The 17,743-nt window shown below is 39.5% G+C and carries 20 protein-coding genes and 2 riboswitches; of the genes, 6 read left to right on the forward strand and 14 right to left on the reverse strand.

The window, feature by feature from the left end:
- Positions 1–53: 53 nt before the first annotated feature.
- From ACFX4N_RS09680 to ACFX4N_RS09735, 12 genes are all read right to left on the reverse strand, one after another.
- A complete protein-coding gene (locus ACFX4N_RS09680) occupies positions 54–941 on the reverse strand; it encodes a sulfite exporter TauE/SafE family protein (RefSeq protein WP_013057718.1) in 888 nt (295 codons plus the stop codon).
- 250 nt (positions 942–1,191) lie between these two features.
- Positions 1,192–2,286 (reverse strand): oxidoreductase, encoded by a 1,095-nt coding sequence (locus tag ACFX4N_RS09685; protein WP_057273480.1) that lies wholly within the window; start codon positions 2,284–2,286, stop codon positions 1,192–1,194.
- A gap of 90 nt (positions 2,287–2,376) precedes the next feature.
- A complete protein-coding gene (lepB, locus tag ACFX4N_RS09690; protein WP_013057720.1) occupies positions 2,377–2,931 on the reverse strand; it encodes a signal peptidase I in 555 nt (184 codons plus the stop codon).
- A 254-nt stretch (positions 2,932–3,185) separates the two neighbouring features.
- Positions 3,186–3,620, reverse strand: a complete 435-nt coding sequence (locus ACFX4N_RS09695; protein ID WP_057273481.1) for a CBS domain-containing protein — start codon at positions 3,618–3,620, stop codon at positions 3,186–3,188.
- 35 nt (positions 3,621–3,655) lie between these two features.
- Complete coding sequence (gene kdpDN, locus ACFX4N_RS09700; protein WP_192100303.1) at positions 3,656–4,798, reverse strand: KdpD-like non-kinase potassium sensor; 1,143 nt, start codon at positions 4,796–4,798, stop codon at positions 3,656–3,658.
- A 53-nt stretch (positions 4,799–4,851) separates the two neighbouring features.
- Positions 4,852–5,418, reverse strand: coding sequence for a potassium-transporting ATPase subunit KdpC (gene kdpC / locus ACFX4N_RS09705; RefSeq protein WP_192100302.1), 567 nt, complete (start codon positions 5,416–5,418; stop codon positions 4,852–4,854).
- Positions 5,419–5,431: 13 nt separating this feature from the next.
- Positions 5,432–7,507 (reverse strand): potassium-transporting ATPase subunit KdpB, encoded by a 2,076-nt coding sequence (gene kdpB, locus ACFX4N_RS09710; RefSeq protein ID WP_057273484.1) that lies wholly within the window; start codon positions 7,505–7,507, stop codon positions 5,432–5,434.
- A 21-nt stretch (positions 7,508–7,528) separates the two neighbouring features.
- Positions 7,529–9,190, reverse strand: coding sequence for a potassium-transporting ATPase subunit KdpA (kdpA, locus tag ACFX4N_RS09715; protein WP_192100480.1), 1,662 nt, complete (start codon positions 9,188–9,190; stop codon positions 7,529–7,531).
- Positions 9,191–9,214: 24 nt separating this feature from the next.
- On the reverse strand, positions 9,215–9,295 hold the full coding sequence (gene kdpF / locus ACFX4N_RS09720) for a K(+)-transporting ATPase subunit F (protein WP_063611563.1): 81 nt from the start codon (positions 9,293–9,295) through the stop codon (positions 9,215–9,217).
- 378 nt (positions 9,296–9,673) lie between these two features.
- Positions 9,674–9,814: riboswitch (cyclic di-AMP (ydaO/yuaA leader) on the reverse strand.
- 15 nt (positions 9,815–9,829) lie between these two features.
- Positions 9,830–9,967: a hypothetical protein gene (locus ACFX4N_RS09725; protein ID WP_155660383.1), complete on the reverse strand. Its 138-nt coding sequence runs from the start codon at positions 9,965–9,967 to the stop codon at positions 9,830–9,832.
- 72 nt (positions 9,968–10,039) lie between these two features.
- A riboswitch (cyclic di-AMP (ydaO/yuaA leader) is annotated at positions 10,040–10,182 on the reverse strand.
- A gap of 149 nt (positions 10,183–10,331) precedes the next feature.
- Positions 10,332–10,475 (reverse strand): hypothetical protein, encoded by a 144-nt coding sequence (locus ACFX4N_RS09730; protein ID WP_257129523.1) that lies wholly within the window; start codon positions 10,473–10,475, stop codon positions 10,332–10,334.
- 128 nt (positions 10,476–10,603) lie between these two features.
- Positions 10,604–11,671 (reverse strand): undecaprenyldiphospho-muramoylpentapeptide beta-N-acetylglucosaminyltransferase, encoded by a 1,068-nt coding sequence (locus ACFX4N_RS09735; RefSeq protein WP_013057726.1) that lies wholly within the window; start codon positions 11,669–11,671, stop codon positions 10,604–10,606.
- Between the two features lie 177 nt (positions 11,672–11,848).
- Between ACFX4N_RS09735 and ACFX4N_RS09740 the strand changes: the two genes are divergently transcribed.
- A complete protein-coding gene (locus ACFX4N_RS09740; RefSeq protein ID WP_057273486.1) occupies positions 11,849–12,178 on the forward strand; it encodes a CHY zinc finger protein in 330 nt (109 codons plus the stop codon).
- Positions 12,179–12,197: 19 nt separating this feature from the next.
- Here ACFX4N_RS09740 and ACFX4N_RS09745 read toward each other — a convergent pair whose 3' ends face one another.
- Positions 12,198–12,512 carry an ArsR/SmtB family transcription factor gene (locus tag ACFX4N_RS09745; protein ID WP_057273487.1) on the reverse strand — a complete coding sequence of 105 codons (315 nt, stop codon included), beginning with the start codon at positions 12,510–12,512 and terminating at the stop codon, positions 12,198–12,200.
- Between the two features lie 204 nt (positions 12,513–12,716).
- Here ACFX4N_RS09745 and ACFX4N_RS09750 point away from each other — a divergent pair, with 204 nt between their 5' ends.
- From ACFX4N_RS09750 to ACFX4N_RS09765, 4 genes are all read left to right on the forward strand, one after another.
- Complete coding sequence (locus ACFX4N_RS09750; protein WP_057273488.1) at positions 12,717–13,001, forward strand: putative quinol monooxygenase; 285 nt, start codon at positions 12,717–12,719, stop codon at positions 12,999–13,001.
- A 29-nt stretch (positions 13,002–13,030) separates the two neighbouring features.
- Positions 13,031–13,768 carry an oxygen-insensitive NADPH nitroreductase gene (gene nfsA / locus ACFX4N_RS09755; protein ID WP_057273489.1) on the forward strand — a complete coding sequence of 246 codons (738 nt, stop codon included), beginning with the start codon at positions 13,031–13,033 and terminating at the stop codon, positions 13,766–13,768.
- 92 nt (positions 13,769–13,860) lie between these two features.
- Positions 13,861–14,298 (forward strand): hypothetical protein, encoded by a 438-nt coding sequence (locus ACFX4N_RS09760; protein WP_057273490.1) that lies wholly within the window; start codon positions 13,861–13,863, stop codon positions 14,296–14,298.
- A gap of 115 nt (positions 14,299–14,413) precedes the next feature.
- Positions 14,414–15,094 carry a DUF4397 domain-containing protein gene (locus ACFX4N_RS09765; RefSeq protein WP_057235282.1) on the forward strand — a complete coding sequence of 227 codons (681 nt, stop codon included), beginning with the start codon at positions 14,414–14,416 and terminating at the stop codon, positions 15,092–15,094.
- 34 nt (positions 15,095–15,128) lie between these two features.
- Here ACFX4N_RS09765 and ACFX4N_RS09770 read toward each other — a convergent pair whose 3' ends face one another.
- The gene (locus ACFX4N_RS09770) at positions 15,129–15,662 is read right to left on the reverse strand and encodes a GrpB family protein (protein ID WP_013057733.1); all 534 of its coding nucleotides are present in this window, start codon (positions 15,660–15,662) and stop codon (positions 15,129–15,131) included.
- Between the two features lie 560 nt (positions 15,663–16,222).
- Between ACFX4N_RS09770 and ACFX4N_RS09775 the strand changes: the two genes are divergently transcribed.
- Positions 16,223–17,743 carry an N-acetylmuramoyl-L-alanine amidase family protein gene (locus ACFX4N_RS09775; protein WP_057273491.1) on the forward strand — a complete coding sequence of 507 codons (1,521 nt, stop codon included), beginning with the start codon at positions 16,223–16,225 and terminating at the stop codon, positions 17,741–17,743.

The following is a 17,743-nucleotide window of genomic DNA, read 5'->3' on the forward strand; positions in this document are numbered from 1 at the left end:
CAAATGCGTTCAGATCTTCCTTTAACTAAGCTACTTTTATTCCATCCTCTTTATTACGAAACTTCTACGTTTCGATTTTGATTATATTTTTTTCCTTGTAACAGTGAGTAAATGATCGCTGCGGCCCACACAATAAGTATGAATGCATATACAGCTATCTGAGTTGAGCTGCTGGATACCCATGTATTTAAGAGTGTTCGAGCATTTGTTAAAATGATAAATCCACCAACAAGTGAACCAAGCAAGTGAGCCGGGATAATACGCACAAACCATGCAGCAATCGGAGCCGCGATAATTCCGCCAATCATAAGGGCGCCTACCCAGAACCAGTTTACCTGCTCCCAGCCAAGAGAAATTAAAAAGCCAAGTGTAGCCGAGACGGCAATAGCAAATTCACTTGTATCCACGGTTCCAACGACTTTCCGGGCTGTTGTGCCTTTTTTAGCTAGCAATACAGGCGTTGCTATCGGCCCCCAGCCTCCTCCTCCTGTAGCATCAGCAAATCCAGCAATTAATCCCAACGGAATGGACTGCTTCGTCGATAAAGGTTTGGTGCTCTTTTCTTCGTTTGTTTTAAACGTAAATAAAAAACGAAATAACACATAAACTCCTAGGAGCAATAAGAATGTTGAAACGTAAGGCCTTACTGCATCTCCAGGTAAATTACTTAGAAAGCATGCTCCTACAAAAGCTCCGATGGAACCTGGGATAATTAGTTTTAACACCATCGATTTATCTACGTTTCCAAATTTAATATGTGAAACACCAGAAGCTGCTGTTGTTACAACTTCTGCTAAGTGAACAGATGCGGAAGCCACAGCTGGTGCAATTCCAAACGTTAAAAGCAGCGTAGTTGATGTCACCCCGTATGCCATTCCGAGTGATCCATCAATTAACTGAGCTAAAAAGCCAATAAGTGCAAACGTAATTAACTTTTTCATGTTGTCCCTCCACTTTCATCTTCTGTTAGAAAGCACAAAAAGGCCTCCAACAGTTGTTTGCTAGAAGCCTTCGGTATGTCCGATCAGCTGTCCGTTTTATGAATAAGTTGTTTATATTGTAATCCTAACTATTCCTAGAAGTCAACTGTGTTTTTGATTTTTTCTTTTAGTCTATGTATGCTGCTTGGTTATAGTATCAGTAAAATAAAATTCTTCTTGTTAAGTCAACCACATAAAAACGACCGCTCACTTAATAAGGGCGGTCGTTTTTATGCATGTCTTTCCAATGAGCCAGCACTTCAGGAGGCAAACTCACATCTTTATCTAATGACGTCATATCCATAGAAGCAGGCTCGTCGCTATTTATCACTTTTTCTGCCCAATCTGGCTGTACGACTAATGCTTGTTCAATCGTAATTAAAGCCAGACCTTGCTCAAAAGCTTCTGCTACTTCTGTTGCCGTAAGTCCTCCTGTACCTACAAGAGGGACACGGTGATTGACGTGCTTAATAATCGAAGAAAGAAGTGAACGATTTTCTTCACTATCCAAGGTAGATTCATGCAAAGCACTGATATGTAAATAATCAATTTCTGTATGAACAAGACGATCAATCCACTCAAATGTATCTTCCACTTTATTTCCTAAATAGCCTTTTTCTTTGGGCGCTAATGTATACCCCACAATAAATGGTTTGCCCGCATGTGCTGCTCGACGCGTCACTTCACGAATAACTTCAAGTGCAAAAGTGAAGCGGTTTTCTGCGCTTCCCCCATAAGAATCGCTTCGTTCATTGGCTTGCCTTGACATAAACTGCTGCAGTAAACATTCATTTCCTCCGTCAATTTCCACTCCGTCAAATCCTGCTTCCATAGCTCTAGTGGTAGCTTCGCCAAACGCTTGAACAATATAAGTTATATCGCGCTCGTTCATTTGAACAGGCTTTTTGCCTTTACGTTTATGAGGCTTTTCACTTGGGCTAATGGCTTGCCATTTATTTTTCATTTCTACGCACTTTCTTCCCCCGTGCGATAGTTGAAGAATCGCTTTAGCTCCTCTCCTATGAATCATTTGAGTTAGTTGATGAAGCTTTCGTATGACCTGATCACGATGAATGCCGATTTGACCATGTGCTACTTGGCCATTTTCTGTGATAAACGCGGGGCCGACAATTACCGTACTGACGCCCCCTACTCGTTTTTCGTAAAAAGTCAGATCGATATCGGATATTTCTCCGTTTTCCCGTGAAGCGTATGTGAGTATAGGTCCCATTGCTAATCGGTTTTTCATCTCAAGAGCATCAACAAATTTAAAATGTTTAAATAATTTTTCATAGGCTGTCTTCAATTAATTCACACCTTTTTTCCTTAGCTTGCCCATCTAGAAGCCGAGTAGACATAGGCACAAAAAAAGAAATACCTTCGCCGGCATTTCTTTTTACGTTGTTTTTCTTATTTTTTTAATGGGGTAAAATACAAATTCGCTTTTTCCGACAATCCGTTTCTCATCAATGAGACCTAGACCGTTGCGGCTATCCATACTGTACAGACGGTTATCACCCATTACAAATACTTCGTTTTTAGGTATTTGAACGGGTTCAAAATCTCCTGTGAGCTCCATATCCATGTTATTGGCAATTTGACGATTCGTTTTTAAATAAGGTTCACTTACTTTTTTATCATCAATATAAAGCTGATCTTTTTTCATTTCGATTTTTTCACCTGGCAGACCGATTACTCTTTTTACATAATGCTTATTCTTAGCCTCATCTTTAATAATCACAATATCTCCGCGGCGAATATCATGGAGCGAATACGACAGTTTATTCACAAACAAACGCTCTCCGTTATGCAGCGTTGGGTTCATTGAAGCGCCTTCTACAATATACGGAGAAAATAAAAATGCGCGAATCATAAATACTAGAGCGATAGCGAAGATAATAGTTTTGAATATGCTGCGTAATTGATCGCTTTTTGTTTTTTCCGTAGTCAATATACTTTGTCTCCTTTGTACAGCTCACTTTTCTTATGTAAAAAAGCAAGAAACCTCTTACTTTAACACTTATTCTAACTTAATCATAGAAAGAACTGAAATCAAATGTTTTATGTTATGTAAAAAAAGAACCTCTAACAAATGTTAGAGGCTTACATTACGCAAGTTTCGTCTTTACATCTCTTATTATAACATTAATTATATAAAAAGAGACTACCTTTTATGTAAAAATTATGTTTTTTACGCAAACTTAACTAAATCTTCACATTTAAAGGCGTTTCTCCATGTATAAAAAGTTGAGAGATACAATACTCTATAATCTCTCTTCGCCGCACGAGTCCAATAAAAATATTTTGATCATCTACAACTGGTACAAAATTTTGTTCAGACGCGCGTGACAAAATACTTTCCATTTCATCATTAATGGTGATAGGTTCATAATCGCGATGCCTTGGGACCTCTTCAATTCGTAGGTGTTCTAGCTCATGAAGTTCTATATGCTCTAGGCTTTTTATTTTCCATAGCAAGTCTCCTTCTGCCAAAGTCCCTACATATTCTCCTTTTTGGTTAATGAGCGGTACAGAAGAGTAGCGATGATACTCCATTTTCTCCAATGCTTGACGGACAGTTGACTGTGTCGACAGGGTAACGACTTCTTTTTTGGGGAGTAAAAAGAACGCAATATTCACTCATATTCTCCTTTTATTATACATCCATTTTATTGTCATTGCTTTGCTGAATCTGAAACAATATGAATGTCGATGTTATGAGTCTGTCTCATAATCGTATTCACAATAGACCCTTTTCGAATCTCTTCCCACCTTGTCCTCGCTGATTGCCCTAGTAAGATTTGAGTAACGCGATACTGCTTGGCTACGTTCACAATCACTGCAGCTGGTTTTTGCTTTTTAGCTTCTTCAACAATTAGCGATGCGTGAAAGCGATCAGCAAATTCCTGCCACTCTTTGATTTGTGCTTTTTGCCTTTCAGTTTGCTCGCCTGTAAAAACATGAAGCAGCAGCAAATCTGCTTTCAATCGGTTTGCCATTCTCCAGCCTCTTCGAATCAATTTTTCAGCTGTTTCACTGTATTGAATGCATACTAAAATGCGTTCGCAAATACCTGTTACGCCAATTTCATGGGAATGAATGAGCTTACCGTCCACTTCATCCGCTATTTCTCTGAGCGTTAATTCACGAAGGGCATGGAGATTTGCGAGCTTAAAAAAAGACTGCAGGCTTTGTTCAATTTTATGAACTTCGTATATTTTGCCTTCACGAAGACGCTTTTGCAGCTGTTCTGGCGTAACATCCACAAGCTGAATTTCATCTGCTTGCTGGATAAATAAATCTGGCACTGTTTCACGAACTTTTACCTGGGTAACAGCATATACGAGATCATGTACGCTTTCCATATGCTGAATATTCATTGCTGACATGACTGAAATACCTTGGTTGAGCAGGTAAGAAACATCTTCAAAACGTTTTTTATGGCGGCTTTTCGGCACATTTGTATGAGCGAGTTCATCGATAATTACAACTTTTGGCCGCCTTCTTACAATCGCCAGCAAATCAAGCTCTTGTAATTCTTTTCCTTTATAAAAAACGGTTTCTCTTTGGATTACTTCTAGATTTCCGATCATCGCCTCAGTCTCATTCCTGCCGTGTGCTTCTACATATCCAACTACGACATCTACGCCTTCTTTGACTAAATCTTGCGCATCTTGAAGCATTTTATACGTCTTTCCTACTCCCGGCGCCGCACCGATGTAGAGTTTAAGCTTTCCGCGCTTCTGATCATGAAGTTCACGCAATAGTTCTTCCGGAGTTTTTCTTCGAAAGTATGGATGAGCTTCTTTTTCTTTCATTGTTCAGGCCCCTTTATCACACTCGCTTCAATACATGAAGCGAGTGCATGTAATTAGCGCTCTCGTTGAACAGCTAAATTTAGCTCTACTACATTTACTCGTTTTGCACCAAAAGCTCCTTGCTGAGTATGTTCTTTGATCAGCTCTTTTAGCGTGTTGGTGTTAATATGCGCTGCTTTTGCTACGCGCTCTACTTGTGCATATGCAGCTTGTGGCGTAATATCCGGATCGAGTCCAGAAGCCGAATTTGTGACGGCATCAATTGGAATTCCGCCTTTTGGTACCTCGTTTTCTTTTTTCCACGCCGCTACTGATCTTTCGATACGGTTCGTAAGATCTTTATTTGAAGGTGCTAAATTCAACGAGCCAGACCCTGCCCCGTTATAATCAATACTAGAGATTCTGCCATGAAAAAATGCATTGCTCGTAAACTGCTGCCCTATCAGCTTAGAACCGATAACTTGATGCTTGTTTGAATAGATTAAGCTGCCATTTGCTTTACTTGGAATAGCCGTCTGAGCAATGCCTGTCATCACAACAGGATAAATAAGACCACAAAGAATTATCATCATAATTGTTAAGCGAACAATAATGCTTCCCATTCGTTCTGTTTGTATCATCGTTTCTTCTCCTCTACATTACAAATGAAAGTAGTAAGTCAATCGCTTTAATCCCAATGAAGGGAACCAATACCCCACCTAATCCGTAAATGAACAAATTTTTTCGCAGCAGGGCGTTAGAACTCATCGGCTTATACGCAATTCCCTTCATGGCTAAGGGAATTAACAGCGGGATAATGACCGCATTAAAAATAAGCGCTGACAATACGGCAGATAGAGGTGAATTCAGCTTCATTACGTTAAGAGCCTCCATTTGCGGAATCGCCAAGGTAAACATGGCTGGAATAATAGCGAAATACTTAGCAATATCGTTTGCGATACTGAATGTAGTTAAGGCACCCCTTGTCATTAATAGCTGTTTTCCAATTGAAACGACTTCAATGATTTTAGTGGGATCAGAATCTAAGTCCACCATATTTGCTGCTTCTTTAGCAGCTGAGGTTCCGCTGTTCATTGCTAAGCCAACATCAGCTTGAGCAAGCGCAGGGGCATCGTTTGTCCCGTCACCTGTCATAGCAACTAGCTTTCCTTGCTGCTGTTCATATTTAATTACTTGAATCTTGTCTTCTGGCTTGCATTCCGCAATAAATTCATCTACTCCAGCTTCTTTTGCAATGGTTGCAGCGGTTAACGGATTATCTCCTGTACACATAACCGTTTTAATACCCATTCTACGAAGTTCATCAAAGCGTTCTTTCATTCCTGGTTTTACCGTGTCTTTTAAATAAATTAAGCCATAGATTTTATCATCATCGGCGACGGCAAGCGGCGTGCCACCAGCTCCTGCAATTTCGTTTGCTTTTTGCTGCAAATCAGAGGGAACCTTCCCGCCCTTTGACTCTACCCATGCCGTGACGGCGTCCACTGCTCCTTTTCGTACAGATACATTCTCTAAGTCAATACCGCTCATTCGCGTTTCAGCTTTGAATTCTACAAATGTTCCCTGCGTTTTTCTAAGATCTTCTACTCCCATACGGTTTTGAATAAAATCAACAACTGAGCGCCCTTCTGGCGTTTCGTCGTAAAGAGAAGAAACAAACGCCCATTTGTAAAGTTCACGTTCGTCTATGCCTTCTACAGTCGTTAATTGATGAGCCATTCGGTTTCCAAACGTAATGGTGCCGGTTTTATCTAAAATAATTGTATTGATGTCACCAGCTGCTTCTACTGCTTTTCCTGACATGGCGATCACGTTAAACTGAGTAACTCGGTCCATCCCAGCAATTCCAATGGCCGATAATAATCCTCCAATTGTCGTAGGAATGAGGCAGACGAGCAGTGAAATTAAAATAGCCGTGTCGAGCTGAAAATGTAAGTAATTTGTAAATACAGGAAGCGTCACAACAACTAGTAAGAAAATAATCGTCAGACTTGTTAAAACCGTGTTTAGCGCAATTTCATTTGGCGTTTTTTGACGCTCTGCTCCTTCAACAAGCGAAATCATTTTATCTAAAAATGATTCACCTTGCTCACACGTAATTTTAACTGTAATTTCATCGCTGACAACTCTTGTACCTCCCGTTACAGAGTTAAAATCTCCCCCTGCTTCTTTCATAACAGGTGCCGATTCACCCGTAATAGCCGATTCATCAACAGACGCCAGTCCTTTAATGATTTCTCCATCTCCAGGAATCATCTCGCCTTGTGAAACGACGACGATGTCTCCTTTTTTTAGTTGCGATGCCGAAACTTGTATCATTTGCCCGTTTTGAAGTTTATTAGCTGTAATGTCACCTTTCGATTGCTTTAATGAGTTTGCCTGCGCTTTTCCTCGTCCTTCTGCTAATGCTTCTGCAAAATTAGCAAAAACAATTGTGAAAAATAAAACGAGGGATACGGCAATATTAAAGCCTGCGCTTACTGTACTTTCTCCGAAAAGGTCTGGAACAACAGCTAAAAAAAGCGTAATAACAAACCCGATTTCTACTACGAACATGATAGGGTTTTTTATCATCGTTCTTGGACTTAGCTTGATAAAAGCCTGCTTTACTGATTGAATAAAAATCGATGAAGTTTGTTTATCTACAGAACCTTGAATATGACTGTTACGATCTAATTCAAGATTATTCATAAAATTCCGTTTATTCATTATAATCCTCCGCTTTCTTGATTACAGTGTCAAATACTCAGCAACCGGCCCAAGTACAAGCACTGGGAAAAACGTAAGTGCCCCTACAATAACGGTAGTTCCAATTAAAATGCCGCTAAATAAAGACGTATCCGTTTTAAATGTCCCAGGTGTTTCAGGAACAAGCTGCTTAGATGCTAGTGAGCTCGATACCGCCAGCATCGTAATTAGTCCGAAGTAGCGTCCAATATACATAACAATTCCCGTAGAAATGTTCCAAAACGGAGTTGCGTCACCGAGTCCTTCAAAACCGGATCCATTGTTTGCTGCTGACGACGTAAATTCATACAGTGCCTGGCTTAACCCGTGAAAGCCTGGGTTTGATATACCTTCCATTCCTAAATGAGTAGTGAGCGCTACGGCGGTTCCCCCTAAAATTAGCAGCGGCTGCAGAATAAGCGTCACGGCAATGAGCTTCATTTCTTTTCCTTCAATTTTTTTACCTACGTATTCCGGGGTTCTTCCAACCATTAAACCTGATAAAAATACGGCGATGATGACGTACATCATGACATTCATAAACCCTGCTCCGACACCGCCAAATACGGTATTTAACATCATATTTCCAAGTGTCAATAACCCGGTAAGAGGCGTAAGGGTATCGTGCATGGCATTGACTGCGCCTGTTTCACTTGCTGTCGTCACGATGGCGTACAGAGTTGACATGCCGACACCAAAACGAACTTCTTTCCCTTCCATATAACCGCTCGCTTCATTCAAATGAAAAGCATCAAGTCTAGGGTTGCCACCCCACTCTGTTACAAACGCTGTACTTAAGATAACAATAAAGAGCATACTCATCGATATAAACAAGATGCGACCTTGTTTACGCTGTCCGATCATTTTTCCGTACGTAAAAGGAAGTGCGGTTGGCAACAAAAGCATAAGGACGATTTGTAATACATTGCTCCACGCATTAGGATTTTCAAATGGATGAGCTGAATTGACACCAAAAAATCCCCCTCCGTTGTTGCCTAGCTCTTTGATTGAAAGAAAAGAAGCAACTGGTCCCCTTGCTATTTGCTGGGATGCCCCTTCTAATGTATGGGCAGTCACCGTTCCGCTTAACGTTTGAGGAACACCTAAAAACGCAAATAAAATGCCTGTTATAAAAGCGATAGGAAGTAAAACATGCGTAATTGATTTCACAAAATCAACAAAAAAGTTTCCCATTTCCTTCCCTGCCAACCCACGAATAAAAGCGATTGCTACTGCAAGGGCTGTTGCTGGTGCAGCAAACATCATAAATACAACGGCGGCCATCTGCGAGAAATAAGACAAACCTGATTCACCGCTGTAGTGCTGCAAGTTCGTATTTGTCATAAAACTAATGGCCGTGTTAAAAGCAAGGGCCGGATCCATTCCTTTGATGTGGCTTGGGTTAAGCGGCAGTACCTCTTGAAACCGGAAGATAAGATACACCACAAAAATCATAAACGTATTCGCCAAAACGAGAGCAAATGCATATTGCTTCCACGTCTGATTATGCCCTTTAATTCCTGCCGCTTTAAACATCACCGATTCTATCTTCCCTACCAAGCTAGTGTTTTTATCGTTTGAAAACACATTCGCTATATAAATACCTACGGGCTTTGCAATAAGGGCTACAAAAACAAGCAGCAGCGCAACTGATAGTAGAAAAATTCCCACGTTTTATTCCTCCGCTTATTAAAATTGTTCTGGATTTAACAGTACATATACTAAATAAATTAAAACGAGAACTGAAATACCTAACAAAATGAACGACATGTTCACTTCTCCTCTCTTTCGTCTACTACATGAGACGACCAGCAAATAATTCCGTACATAGCAGCTGTTAATATGGCAAGCGTTCCAAGCATGATTATATCCAAGTTGCTCCCTCCTAACTGTTTCTTACCACCCATGATTAAGCGTAGTGACTGTTTCTGTGCGTAAAGCATCACGCCCAAGTGAGCTAGCTGCGAAAGGTTATCTTTGATTGTTTAATCCTCACGTATTGTTGCTCTCGTTTTAAAAGCCCTACTATATCCTCTTTACGGTGCAGACATAACCTGCTCTCCTATTTTCCCCATTAAAAAAACCGCAGAAGAGAGTTCTCTTCCGCGGTTTAATGCACGACAAATAAGCCGTGATCAACACGAATTTTTTTACTCCCAAAACGCTTACGGAGTTAGCTGTCGGATTCGGGTTATGGAAGTAACCCTACTCAGTTAAGAGATTCACCCCTAGTACATACGTACAAAATATTGGGTCCCCCGCTCATAATTGATTAAGCGTATATTTGTTATTTAATTTTTAGACTTAATTATGGTTTTTACTGCTGCGTTTAAAACTTTGATTAGCTAACGTAGACAAATAGCGGTTTGCTAGATCAAAAGATTGCTGGTCGCACATTGCTCGGTATTCAATCAATTGAATCATTTGCTTAGATAAATGCATCTTGACGCTCCTTTCGCCTATATTTTGAAAGGAACGCGCTATCCGCTGTTATAGAAAACGACCACGATTACACCATCCTCTCTCTTAACGCTTACGAAGTTAGCTGACGGGTTCGGGTCAAGAAAGTAACCCTACTCAATTAAGAGATTCACCCCTGATAATTGGGTCCTCCGCTCTTTCCTTCTCTTTCAGAAAAGACTCAGCGTTTCACAGTGGAACGTTTCATGAGAGTAATCTTACTCCTGTTAAAATTTACTGTCAACAACATTTTTTGAAATTTTAAAAGCTTTATTTTTCTATGTATATTCATTATTTTAAAATAATAGATTCGAAGAAAAAAAGGTTGTGACTGAATGTAGCCCATCTAAAGATGAACAAATGGGATACATGAGCTGAACCGCTTGTGACACCGCAGTTGATTTCTGTGCAAGACTTCGCTTTCCGCGGGCGGCCGCTGAGCCTCCTCGTCGCTTTTCCCGCAGGAGTCTTCTTCTTGCCCTCCAATCAACTGCTAGAAGGATCTGAACAGGTGAAACCTACGTTCACTTTAACAAAAAAAACGAACCACTAATCAAACACCTTGATCAATGGTTCGTTTTTCACTTCGGCTAAAGTACGTTTGTCCCAGCCTTTTTTTTAGCTCATTTTCTCAATTTCATTTACAAGAATTGAAATGGCATCCGTTTTTGTTGCTTCACGCATTGTACGCTTCATCGTACTTGCCTGCTGCTGAAGCTCATTCACTTCACGCAAAAACACTTCTTTTGTTAACTGTTCTTCTTCCACGACCATACAGTAGCCTTTTTTCTTAAAGGACTGTGCATTTAAAATTTGATCTCCGCGGCTTTGTGCTTTTGACAAAGGAATAATCATCATCGGTTTATGAAGGGCTAAAAACTCAAAGATAGCATTTGATCCGCCGCGTGTAATCACATAATCAGTGGCCGCTAGAACATCTGGAAGCTGTTCATTTACATATTCTAACTGACGGTAGCCCGACTCTTTTTCAAGGCTTGTATCAACATTGCCTTTTCCGCACAGGTGTACAATTTGAAATTTCTTTTGCAGTTCAGGCAAGGACTCTCGAACAATTTCATTGATGCGACGTGCTCCTAAACTTCCGCCCATAATGGTTAAAATTGGGCGCTTATCATAAAAGCGAAGCCAGCTTTCCCCGTTCGCTGCGCTTCCGCTAAATAATTCTTTTCGAATAGGTGAACCAACAACCTGCACTTTTTCTTTTGGAAAATAGTTTGCCGCTTCATCAAAAGAAGTGAAAATTTTAGTGGCAAATTTCTGCGCAATTTTATTTGCCAGTCCCGGTGTTAAATCACTTTCATGAATGAACACGGGAATGTTTAGCGATTTAGCAGCCATTACAACAGGAACTGTGACAAAACCGCCTTTTGAAAACACAAGAGAAGGCTTTAACTTTTTCAGCACGCGACGTGCATCGCCAACTCCTTTTGCTACTCGAAATACATCTTTTACATTTTCCATATCTACGTATCGACGCAGCTTCCCGCTTGAAATCGCATGATATGGAACGTTTAATTTTGTAATTAATTCTTTCTCAATACCATTGTGAGAACCGACATAATGGATATCCCATTTTTCACTGTCTAATTCTTTCATAATGGCAATGTTTGGTGTTACGTGTCCAGCTGTTCCGCCTCCGGTAAAAACGATAACTTGCTTACTCATTTTTTCTTCCTCTCTTTACTTCACTTAATCGATCTGTTTTGACATCAATTTTTATCTGATCTTTTTAGCATGCAATCTGACATGTAAAACGATGGTTTTATTATAGCATTTTTCTTTTTACATATGTATGATAAGGCGTATAAAAGCATGCTATACTTTTCATAGGGAGTGATGATAATGAACAAATCTGTACCTGCAGTAAAAGGTGATACGGTGGATTCCGAAACGCGCTGTACGCACTATCATACAGCTAAAGATATTATCGCAATAAAATTTTATTGCTGTAATACATATTATCCATGCTATCAATGTCATAACGGACATGCTGATCATGATATTAAAAGGTGGCCAAAAGCTATGTTTAATAAAAAAGCTATTCTTTGCGGAGTATGTAAACACGAGCTATCAATTAATGAATACTTAACCTGTAACTCGACTTGCCCTCACTGTCGTTCTTCTTTTAATCCCGGGTGCAGCCTGCATGGACACATTTATTTTAAAAGCTGAACAAAACATCGTTCAGCTTTTAAAATAATTGCTCATCTATATTTATAATGGAAGGAAGAAGATTTGGAAACAATTCCTCAAGTTCTTCTAAACGCAAGGAATAATAGTGCTGCGTACCTTCTATACGTAGTTTGATAATTCCAGCTTCGCGAAGTACTTTAATATGATGTGATAGCGTTGATTTTGATACATTTAATTTTTGATAATACGAACAGGTCTGCTCCTTTCTTGTCGCTAAACACTGTACAATTCGCAGCCGGTTAGGATCACTCAACGCATGTAAAATAGGCGTTAATTTAATTTCAGATTTCGGTGGTTGATAAGGTTTTCTCATGCTTAAAATATAACACAGCTTCTTTTGTGTATCAATGTTCGATAACTTTCGAACTAAATTCCTTGCACTGTTATTTAATCGGTGTTATAGTTTCATTGTTCGATGATATTCGAACTTATCTTCATTTTAATCGTAAATTGAATGAAAGATTAAAAACAAAACAAATAATATAAAGCACCATCATTATTAAAGGAGGAATCACCCATGATTCATTTACAAGCTTCAATGAAAGTTAACCCAGCAAAAAGAGAAGAATTTTTAGAAAACGTACAAGAACTAATTAAGCATTCTTTACAAGAAGAAGGAAACAGCAACTATCAACTATTTGAAGATGCTTTTACATCTAACACATTTATGATGATTGAAGAGTGGAAAAGCGAAGAAGCAATTCAAGCACACAATAAATCAGCTCACTTCCAAAGTTTTGTAGCATTTGCTCAAACTGGCGTACTTGTAGCACCTTTAGATGTAAAAACATTACAAGGTTAATCATAACTTCTTTGAAAGGATGACGCATCATGAATGAAGCAATTCGTACAATTCAAGATCATCGTTCTATCCGTCAGTATACAGACGAAGCAGTAAGTGACGAACATTTAGATACGATTATTCAATCTGCTCAGTCAGCCGCTTCTTCTATTAATGGACAGCAAGTAACTATTATTAGCGTCCAAGATAAAGAAAAGAAGAAAAAACTTTCAGAGCTTGCCGGCAACCAAGCGTGGATTGATCAAGCTCCTCTATTTTTAATCTTTTGTGCAGATTTTAATCGTGCTAAGATTGCAGCTGAGCTTAACGATGCCCCTCTTGGCGTAACCGATGGGCTTGAATCAATTTTAGTCGGGGCAACTGATGCTGGAATTTCTTTAGAAGCCGCAACAGTTGCAGCAGAATCACTCGGTTTAGGTACAGTCCCAATCGGAGGAATTCGCAGAAAGCCGCTAGAAGTCATTGAACTGCTCAATTTACCGGAATACGTATTCCCAGTAAGCGGTCTTGTGGTTGGACATCCGTCAGATCATTCTGCGAAAAAGCCTCGATTGCCACAAGCTGCTGTGCACCATCGTGAAAGCTATAATCACGACTTGAAGTCATTGATTCAAGACTATGATGCTGAAATGGCAGAGTATATGAAAAAGAGAACAAACGGTGCTGATGACCGCAACTGGTCACAAACTGTATCAGCTATTTACAAAACCATTTATTATCCAGAAGTTCGAGCGATGCTTGAAAAACAAGGATTTAAATTCGAATAACCAAAAGCTGCGATGAACATCGCAGCTTTTTTATCTACTTTAACAGCGTGCTGAATAGACTAAAAGTAATACTCAATAAATGAGGTGTTGATATGGAGTTTATTTTAATTTGTAATTTTCTTTTAAGTGCAACCGCAGCGTTTTTATTGGTGCCGGCTTTTACAAAAAAGCACACACTTCACGTAACTTTACTTTCTCTCCTTTTCCTCCTTTCGATTGTCCCGACTTTTCTTTTCGCTAATCCACATATCGGCGTTTTGTCTTGGGCTATTCGAGACGGTCTTCTATTGTTCGCTGCTTTCCTTTTCTTTTATTTAACCTTCACTTTAAACAGATGGAAAAAGCTTTTGTTTTTTCTTCTATTTTTACTGTCGATTGCTCCTCTTTCCTACGTCGTATATGACGACTTCACGCATACGTATATAGATGCCAATATTGGGCTTGGCCTAGGCTTTTTATTAACATGGCTCTTAACAGCTCTGTACAATATTTTGGCTATTCTTCGATTTTTTCGTCAGAAATCTCAGTAAACATATCAAAAGTTAACAAACAAACGAATAGTTGATTTTATTTAGTGTACGCTAACAACTGCACAGTCCTTCTCTTTACATAAAGCTGTGTATACTAAAAAAGGAGTGATACTTGATGAAACGACTATTCGTAATGGCAGCAGTGATTGCCTTCTTGGCACTTAGCCGCATGTTAGTATTTGCCGCTGAAACACCTCCTGCTGCAGATGAGCGAACAGCTCAAAATGCAGAAGTTCGCATCGTTCATGCTTCACCGGATGCTCCGGCTGTAGACATTTTTGTGGATGACAAAGCTTTAGTAGAAGGAGCAAAGTTTAAAGATGTCTCCAACTCCTTGCCTTTGTCAGCCGGTTCTCATAAAGTAGAAGTATACGAAGCGAAGACAAAAGGAACAAAAGATTCCATCATCGAAGCTACCCTTGTTGTAGACGGTGGAAAATCGTATACAGTGGCCGCTGTAAATAAAGCGGAAAATCTTGAACTACAGGCTTTCACGAATAATAAGCAAGGAATGGATGGAAAAGCAAGCTTACGTGTTGCTCATTTATCTCCTGATGCTCCTGCGGTAAACGTAGGTCCTAAAGGTGCTGCTCCTTTATTTAAAGATCTGTCTTTTAAAAGCATTTCAGGTTATCAAGTAGTAAATCCGGGTTCGTATGATCTATCTGTTTCCACAGCAGATGGAAAAGAAATACTAAGTCTTCCTGGAACAAATCTTCAAAGCGGTAAAAACTATACGGTTCTCGCAGTAAATACTGCTGACAAGCTTGAGACCATTGTTTTACAAGATAATTAATTAAAAAACGTCATTTCAATTGAAATGACGTTTTTTATAGACTGCGCTGAATGAATTCTTCTTTTTTGTACTCATAGGTAGAAATATCGTTCCACAATCGTTTTGAAAGCTCGTATTTCATACCTTCATATTTTTTTCTAGCACGTTCGCTCGAGCGTAACTGCTCCCTGAAATTAATTCGTTCGTTCCAGTAAGGAGATTCACTGACCGTTACATACACATGACTTCTTCTAGCATCATGTGGAATGAGCCTACGGGCATTTTTAGCTGTCATAATTGGAGGATAGTGTGCAGCTGGAACGCCTTCTTTTAATAAGACAAACATCTCTTTTTCCGCTACATATACGTGAGATTTATTTTTTAATATAGCCCGCACTTCATTTATGTCTTCTTCGCGTTTGACTCCGATTAAAATATCAACGATTGGTGAACCTGCCAATCCTGGAACGGACGTGCTTCCAATATGTTCGATGTCTACTGAAAAGTCTTTTAGTGTATTAAGCAACGCTTCTTTTTCCATTTGATACAAAAGCGACCACTTTGTTTCATACTGAACAATCTTTCGCATATCAGTTTCCACCCTTTCACTTTTTTATACTGTATCATGTTTCAAAATAAAAAGAAAGAATTTTCTAACTATTTACTTTTAGTTTATGCTACGAGCTTTACAGCAATATAGACAGGCTTTTTATTATTTTATATATTTTTGTTATTTTTATTCTAAATGTTTCATAATTGTGGATGTTTCCTCCTCCAAAAGATAGATACGTTTTTATCTGCTATCTCTCCTCTATCCTATTCACATCCGGCTGCTTTATACTATTTTACATTTTTTCTAGTATAAAACACGTCCTCAAAATGTCGATAAACAAAGGACTAAATGCTTTTAATATCTCTATATTCCACCTTTAACATAATTATATTTTACATTAATGTAAAATTTTATCGGTAAGGATGGCAGATAGTTCAAATTCATTATACAATTGAATTTCGACATATAGTATGATGGATAATATCGGTATTATGAGATAATAGTAGATTTCACTCAAAATTTTGGACTATTTGCCGATATATGCTTTGTATACCAATAACCTTATGTTGAAATTTGTAATTTGCAAGGAGGAAAAAATGAGTAAAAAACATGTCATGTACACAGCCGTTTCTTCTGTTCTTTTAAGCTCTTCATTGCTTTTGCACTCAATTGATGCAGATGCAGCTGAATCGGCCAAAGTAACTGCTACATCGTTAAATGTACGTGCAACGCCTAGTACAAGCGGTGCTATCGTTGGAAAAATAACGAAGGGAAACACCGTTGATATAGTAGATGAAAGCAAAGGATGGGCTAAAATTACCTATAGCGGTAAAGAAGCTTGGATTTCATCTCAATACATAAATAAAACGCAAACAAACAGTACGTCTACCGCAAATTCGACATCGAAGTCAGCGGTCGTTAATGCGAGCTCATTAAACGTTCGTTCTTTTGCAAGCACAAGCGCATCCATCGTGACAAACTTACCGCGCAATTCAAAAGTAACGGTGGTAAAAGTAAGCGGATCTTGGTCGCAGGTTAAAACGGCATCGGGTCAAACCGGCTGGGTGGCGAGTCAGTATTTACAAGCAGGCTCTGCTTCTTCTGCGCCAGCTAAAGATTCTGGGTCCACATCATCACAGTCAGCGGTCGTTAACGCGAGCTCATTAAACGTTCGTTCTTCTGCAAGCACAGGCGCGTCCATCGTGACGAGCTTATCGCGCAATTCAAAAGTAACGGTGGTAAAAGTAAGCGGATCTTGGTCGCAGATTAAAACGGCATCGGGTCAAACCGGCTGGGTGGCGAGTCAGTATTTAAAAGCTGATTCTGGACAGTCTTCACAACCAGCCCAGTCGATTCAAATTACAAAAGCTTCAAATTTGCGCAGTCAGCCGAGCTTAAGTGCGGGAATCATTCGTGTAGCAAAAGCAGGTGAACGATTCAAAAAAGTAGGCGAAACGAATGACTGGGTGCAAATTCAGTACTCTGCAAGTCAAACAGCATGGGTGTCAAAAGGGTTAACAGCTGCGGCTGGTTCTACAACTTCAGCTAGTTTGCCTTCCTCATCTGCTGCTTTAAAAGATAAAATTATTGTAGTAGACGCTGGGCACGGCGGATATGATCCTGGCACTTCAGGCAAGTCATCGATTGAGAAAAATTTAGCGTTAACAACAGCAAAACTTGTGGCAAGCCGCCTAGCTAATTCTGGAGCAAATGTATTTATGACGCGTTCAAACGATACTTTTATCTCACTAAGCGGACGAGTGAACGTTAGTGAAGCAAAGCATGCAGATGCATTTATCAGCATTCACTATAACGCTTCTACTTCATCTTCTGCAAACGGCATCGCATCATTTTATTACAGTGAAGCCAAAGATAAAGAATTAGCAAAATACATTCAAGAAAGCATGGCTGAAAACGCGCCTTCTATGAAGGATATGGGGGTTCGTTTTGGAGATTATTATGTTACTCGAGAAAACAACCAGCGTGCTGTACTTCTTGAACTAGGCTTTTTATCAAATGCTCACGATGAGCAAATTGTTTCTTCTAACGCGTATCAGCAGCAAATATCTACAGGTATTTACCAAGGAATTGCTCGATATTTTGCAGCTAATAAATAA

Source organism: Priestia sp. YIM B13551, assembly GCF_042787905.1.
In the GTDB taxonomy this organism is placed as follows: Bacteria; Bacillota; Bacilli; order Bacillales; family Bacillaceae_H; genus Priestia.

Coding starts and splice junctions, on each gene's coding strand:
- ACFX4N_RS09760 (WP_057273490.1), top strand. CDS start 13,861: ATGGAGTTTATTTTAATTTGTAATTTTCTTTTAAGTGCAACCGCAGCG.
- kdpF (WP_063611563.1), bottom strand. CDS start 9,295: ATGTCGTTCATTTTGTTAGGTATTTCAGTTCTCGTTTTAATTTATTTA.
- ACFX4N_RS09775 (WP_057273491.1), top strand. CDS start 16,223: ATGAGTAAAAAACATGTCATGTACACAGCCGTTTCTTCTGTTCTTTTA.
- nfsA (WP_057273489.1), top strand. CDS start 13,031: ATGAATGAAGCAATTCGTACAATTCAAGATCATCGTTCTATCCGTCAG.
- ACFX4N_RS09765 (WP_057235282.1), top strand. CDS start 14,414: ATGAAACGACTATTCGTAATGGCAGCAGTGATTGCCTTCTTGGCACTT.
- ACFX4N_RS09680 (WP_013057718.1), bottom strand. CDS start 941: ATGAAAAAGTTAATTACGTTTGCACTTATTGGCTTTTTAGCTCAGTTA.
- kdpC (WP_192100302.1), bottom strand. CDS start 5,418: ATGATACAAACAGAACGAATGGGAAGCATTATTGTTCGCTTAACAATT.
- ACFX4N_RS09740 (WP_057273486.1), top strand. CDS start 11,849: ATGAACAAATCTGTACCTGCAGTAAAAGGTGATACGGTGGATTCCGAA.
- ACFX4N_RS09770 (WP_013057733.1), bottom strand. CDS start 15,662: ATGCGAAAGATTGTTCAGTATGAAACAAAGTGGTCGCTTTTGTATCAA.
- ACFX4N_RS09735 (WP_013057726.1), bottom strand. CDS start 11,671: ATGAGTAAGCAAGTTATCGTTTTTACCGGAGGCGGAACAGCTGGACAC.
- ACFX4N_RS09725 (WP_155660383.1), bottom strand. CDS start 9,967: ATGCATTTATCTAAGCAAATGATTCAATTGATTGAATACCGAGCAATG.
- ACFX4N_RS09750 (WP_057273488.1), top strand. CDS start 12,717: ATGATTCATTTACAAGCTTCAATGAAAGTTAACCCAGCAAAAAGAGAA.
- kdpB (WP_057273484.1), bottom strand. CDS start 7,507: ATGAATAAACGGAATTTTATGAATAATCTTGAATTAGATCGTAACAGT.
- ACFX4N_RS09745 (WP_057273487.1), bottom strand. CDS start 12,512: ATGAGAAAACCTTATCAACCACCGAAATCTGAAATTAAATTAACGCCT.
- kdpDN (WP_192100303.1), bottom strand. CDS start 4,798: ATGAAAGAAAAAGAAGCTCATCCATACTTTCGAAGAAAAACTCCGGAA.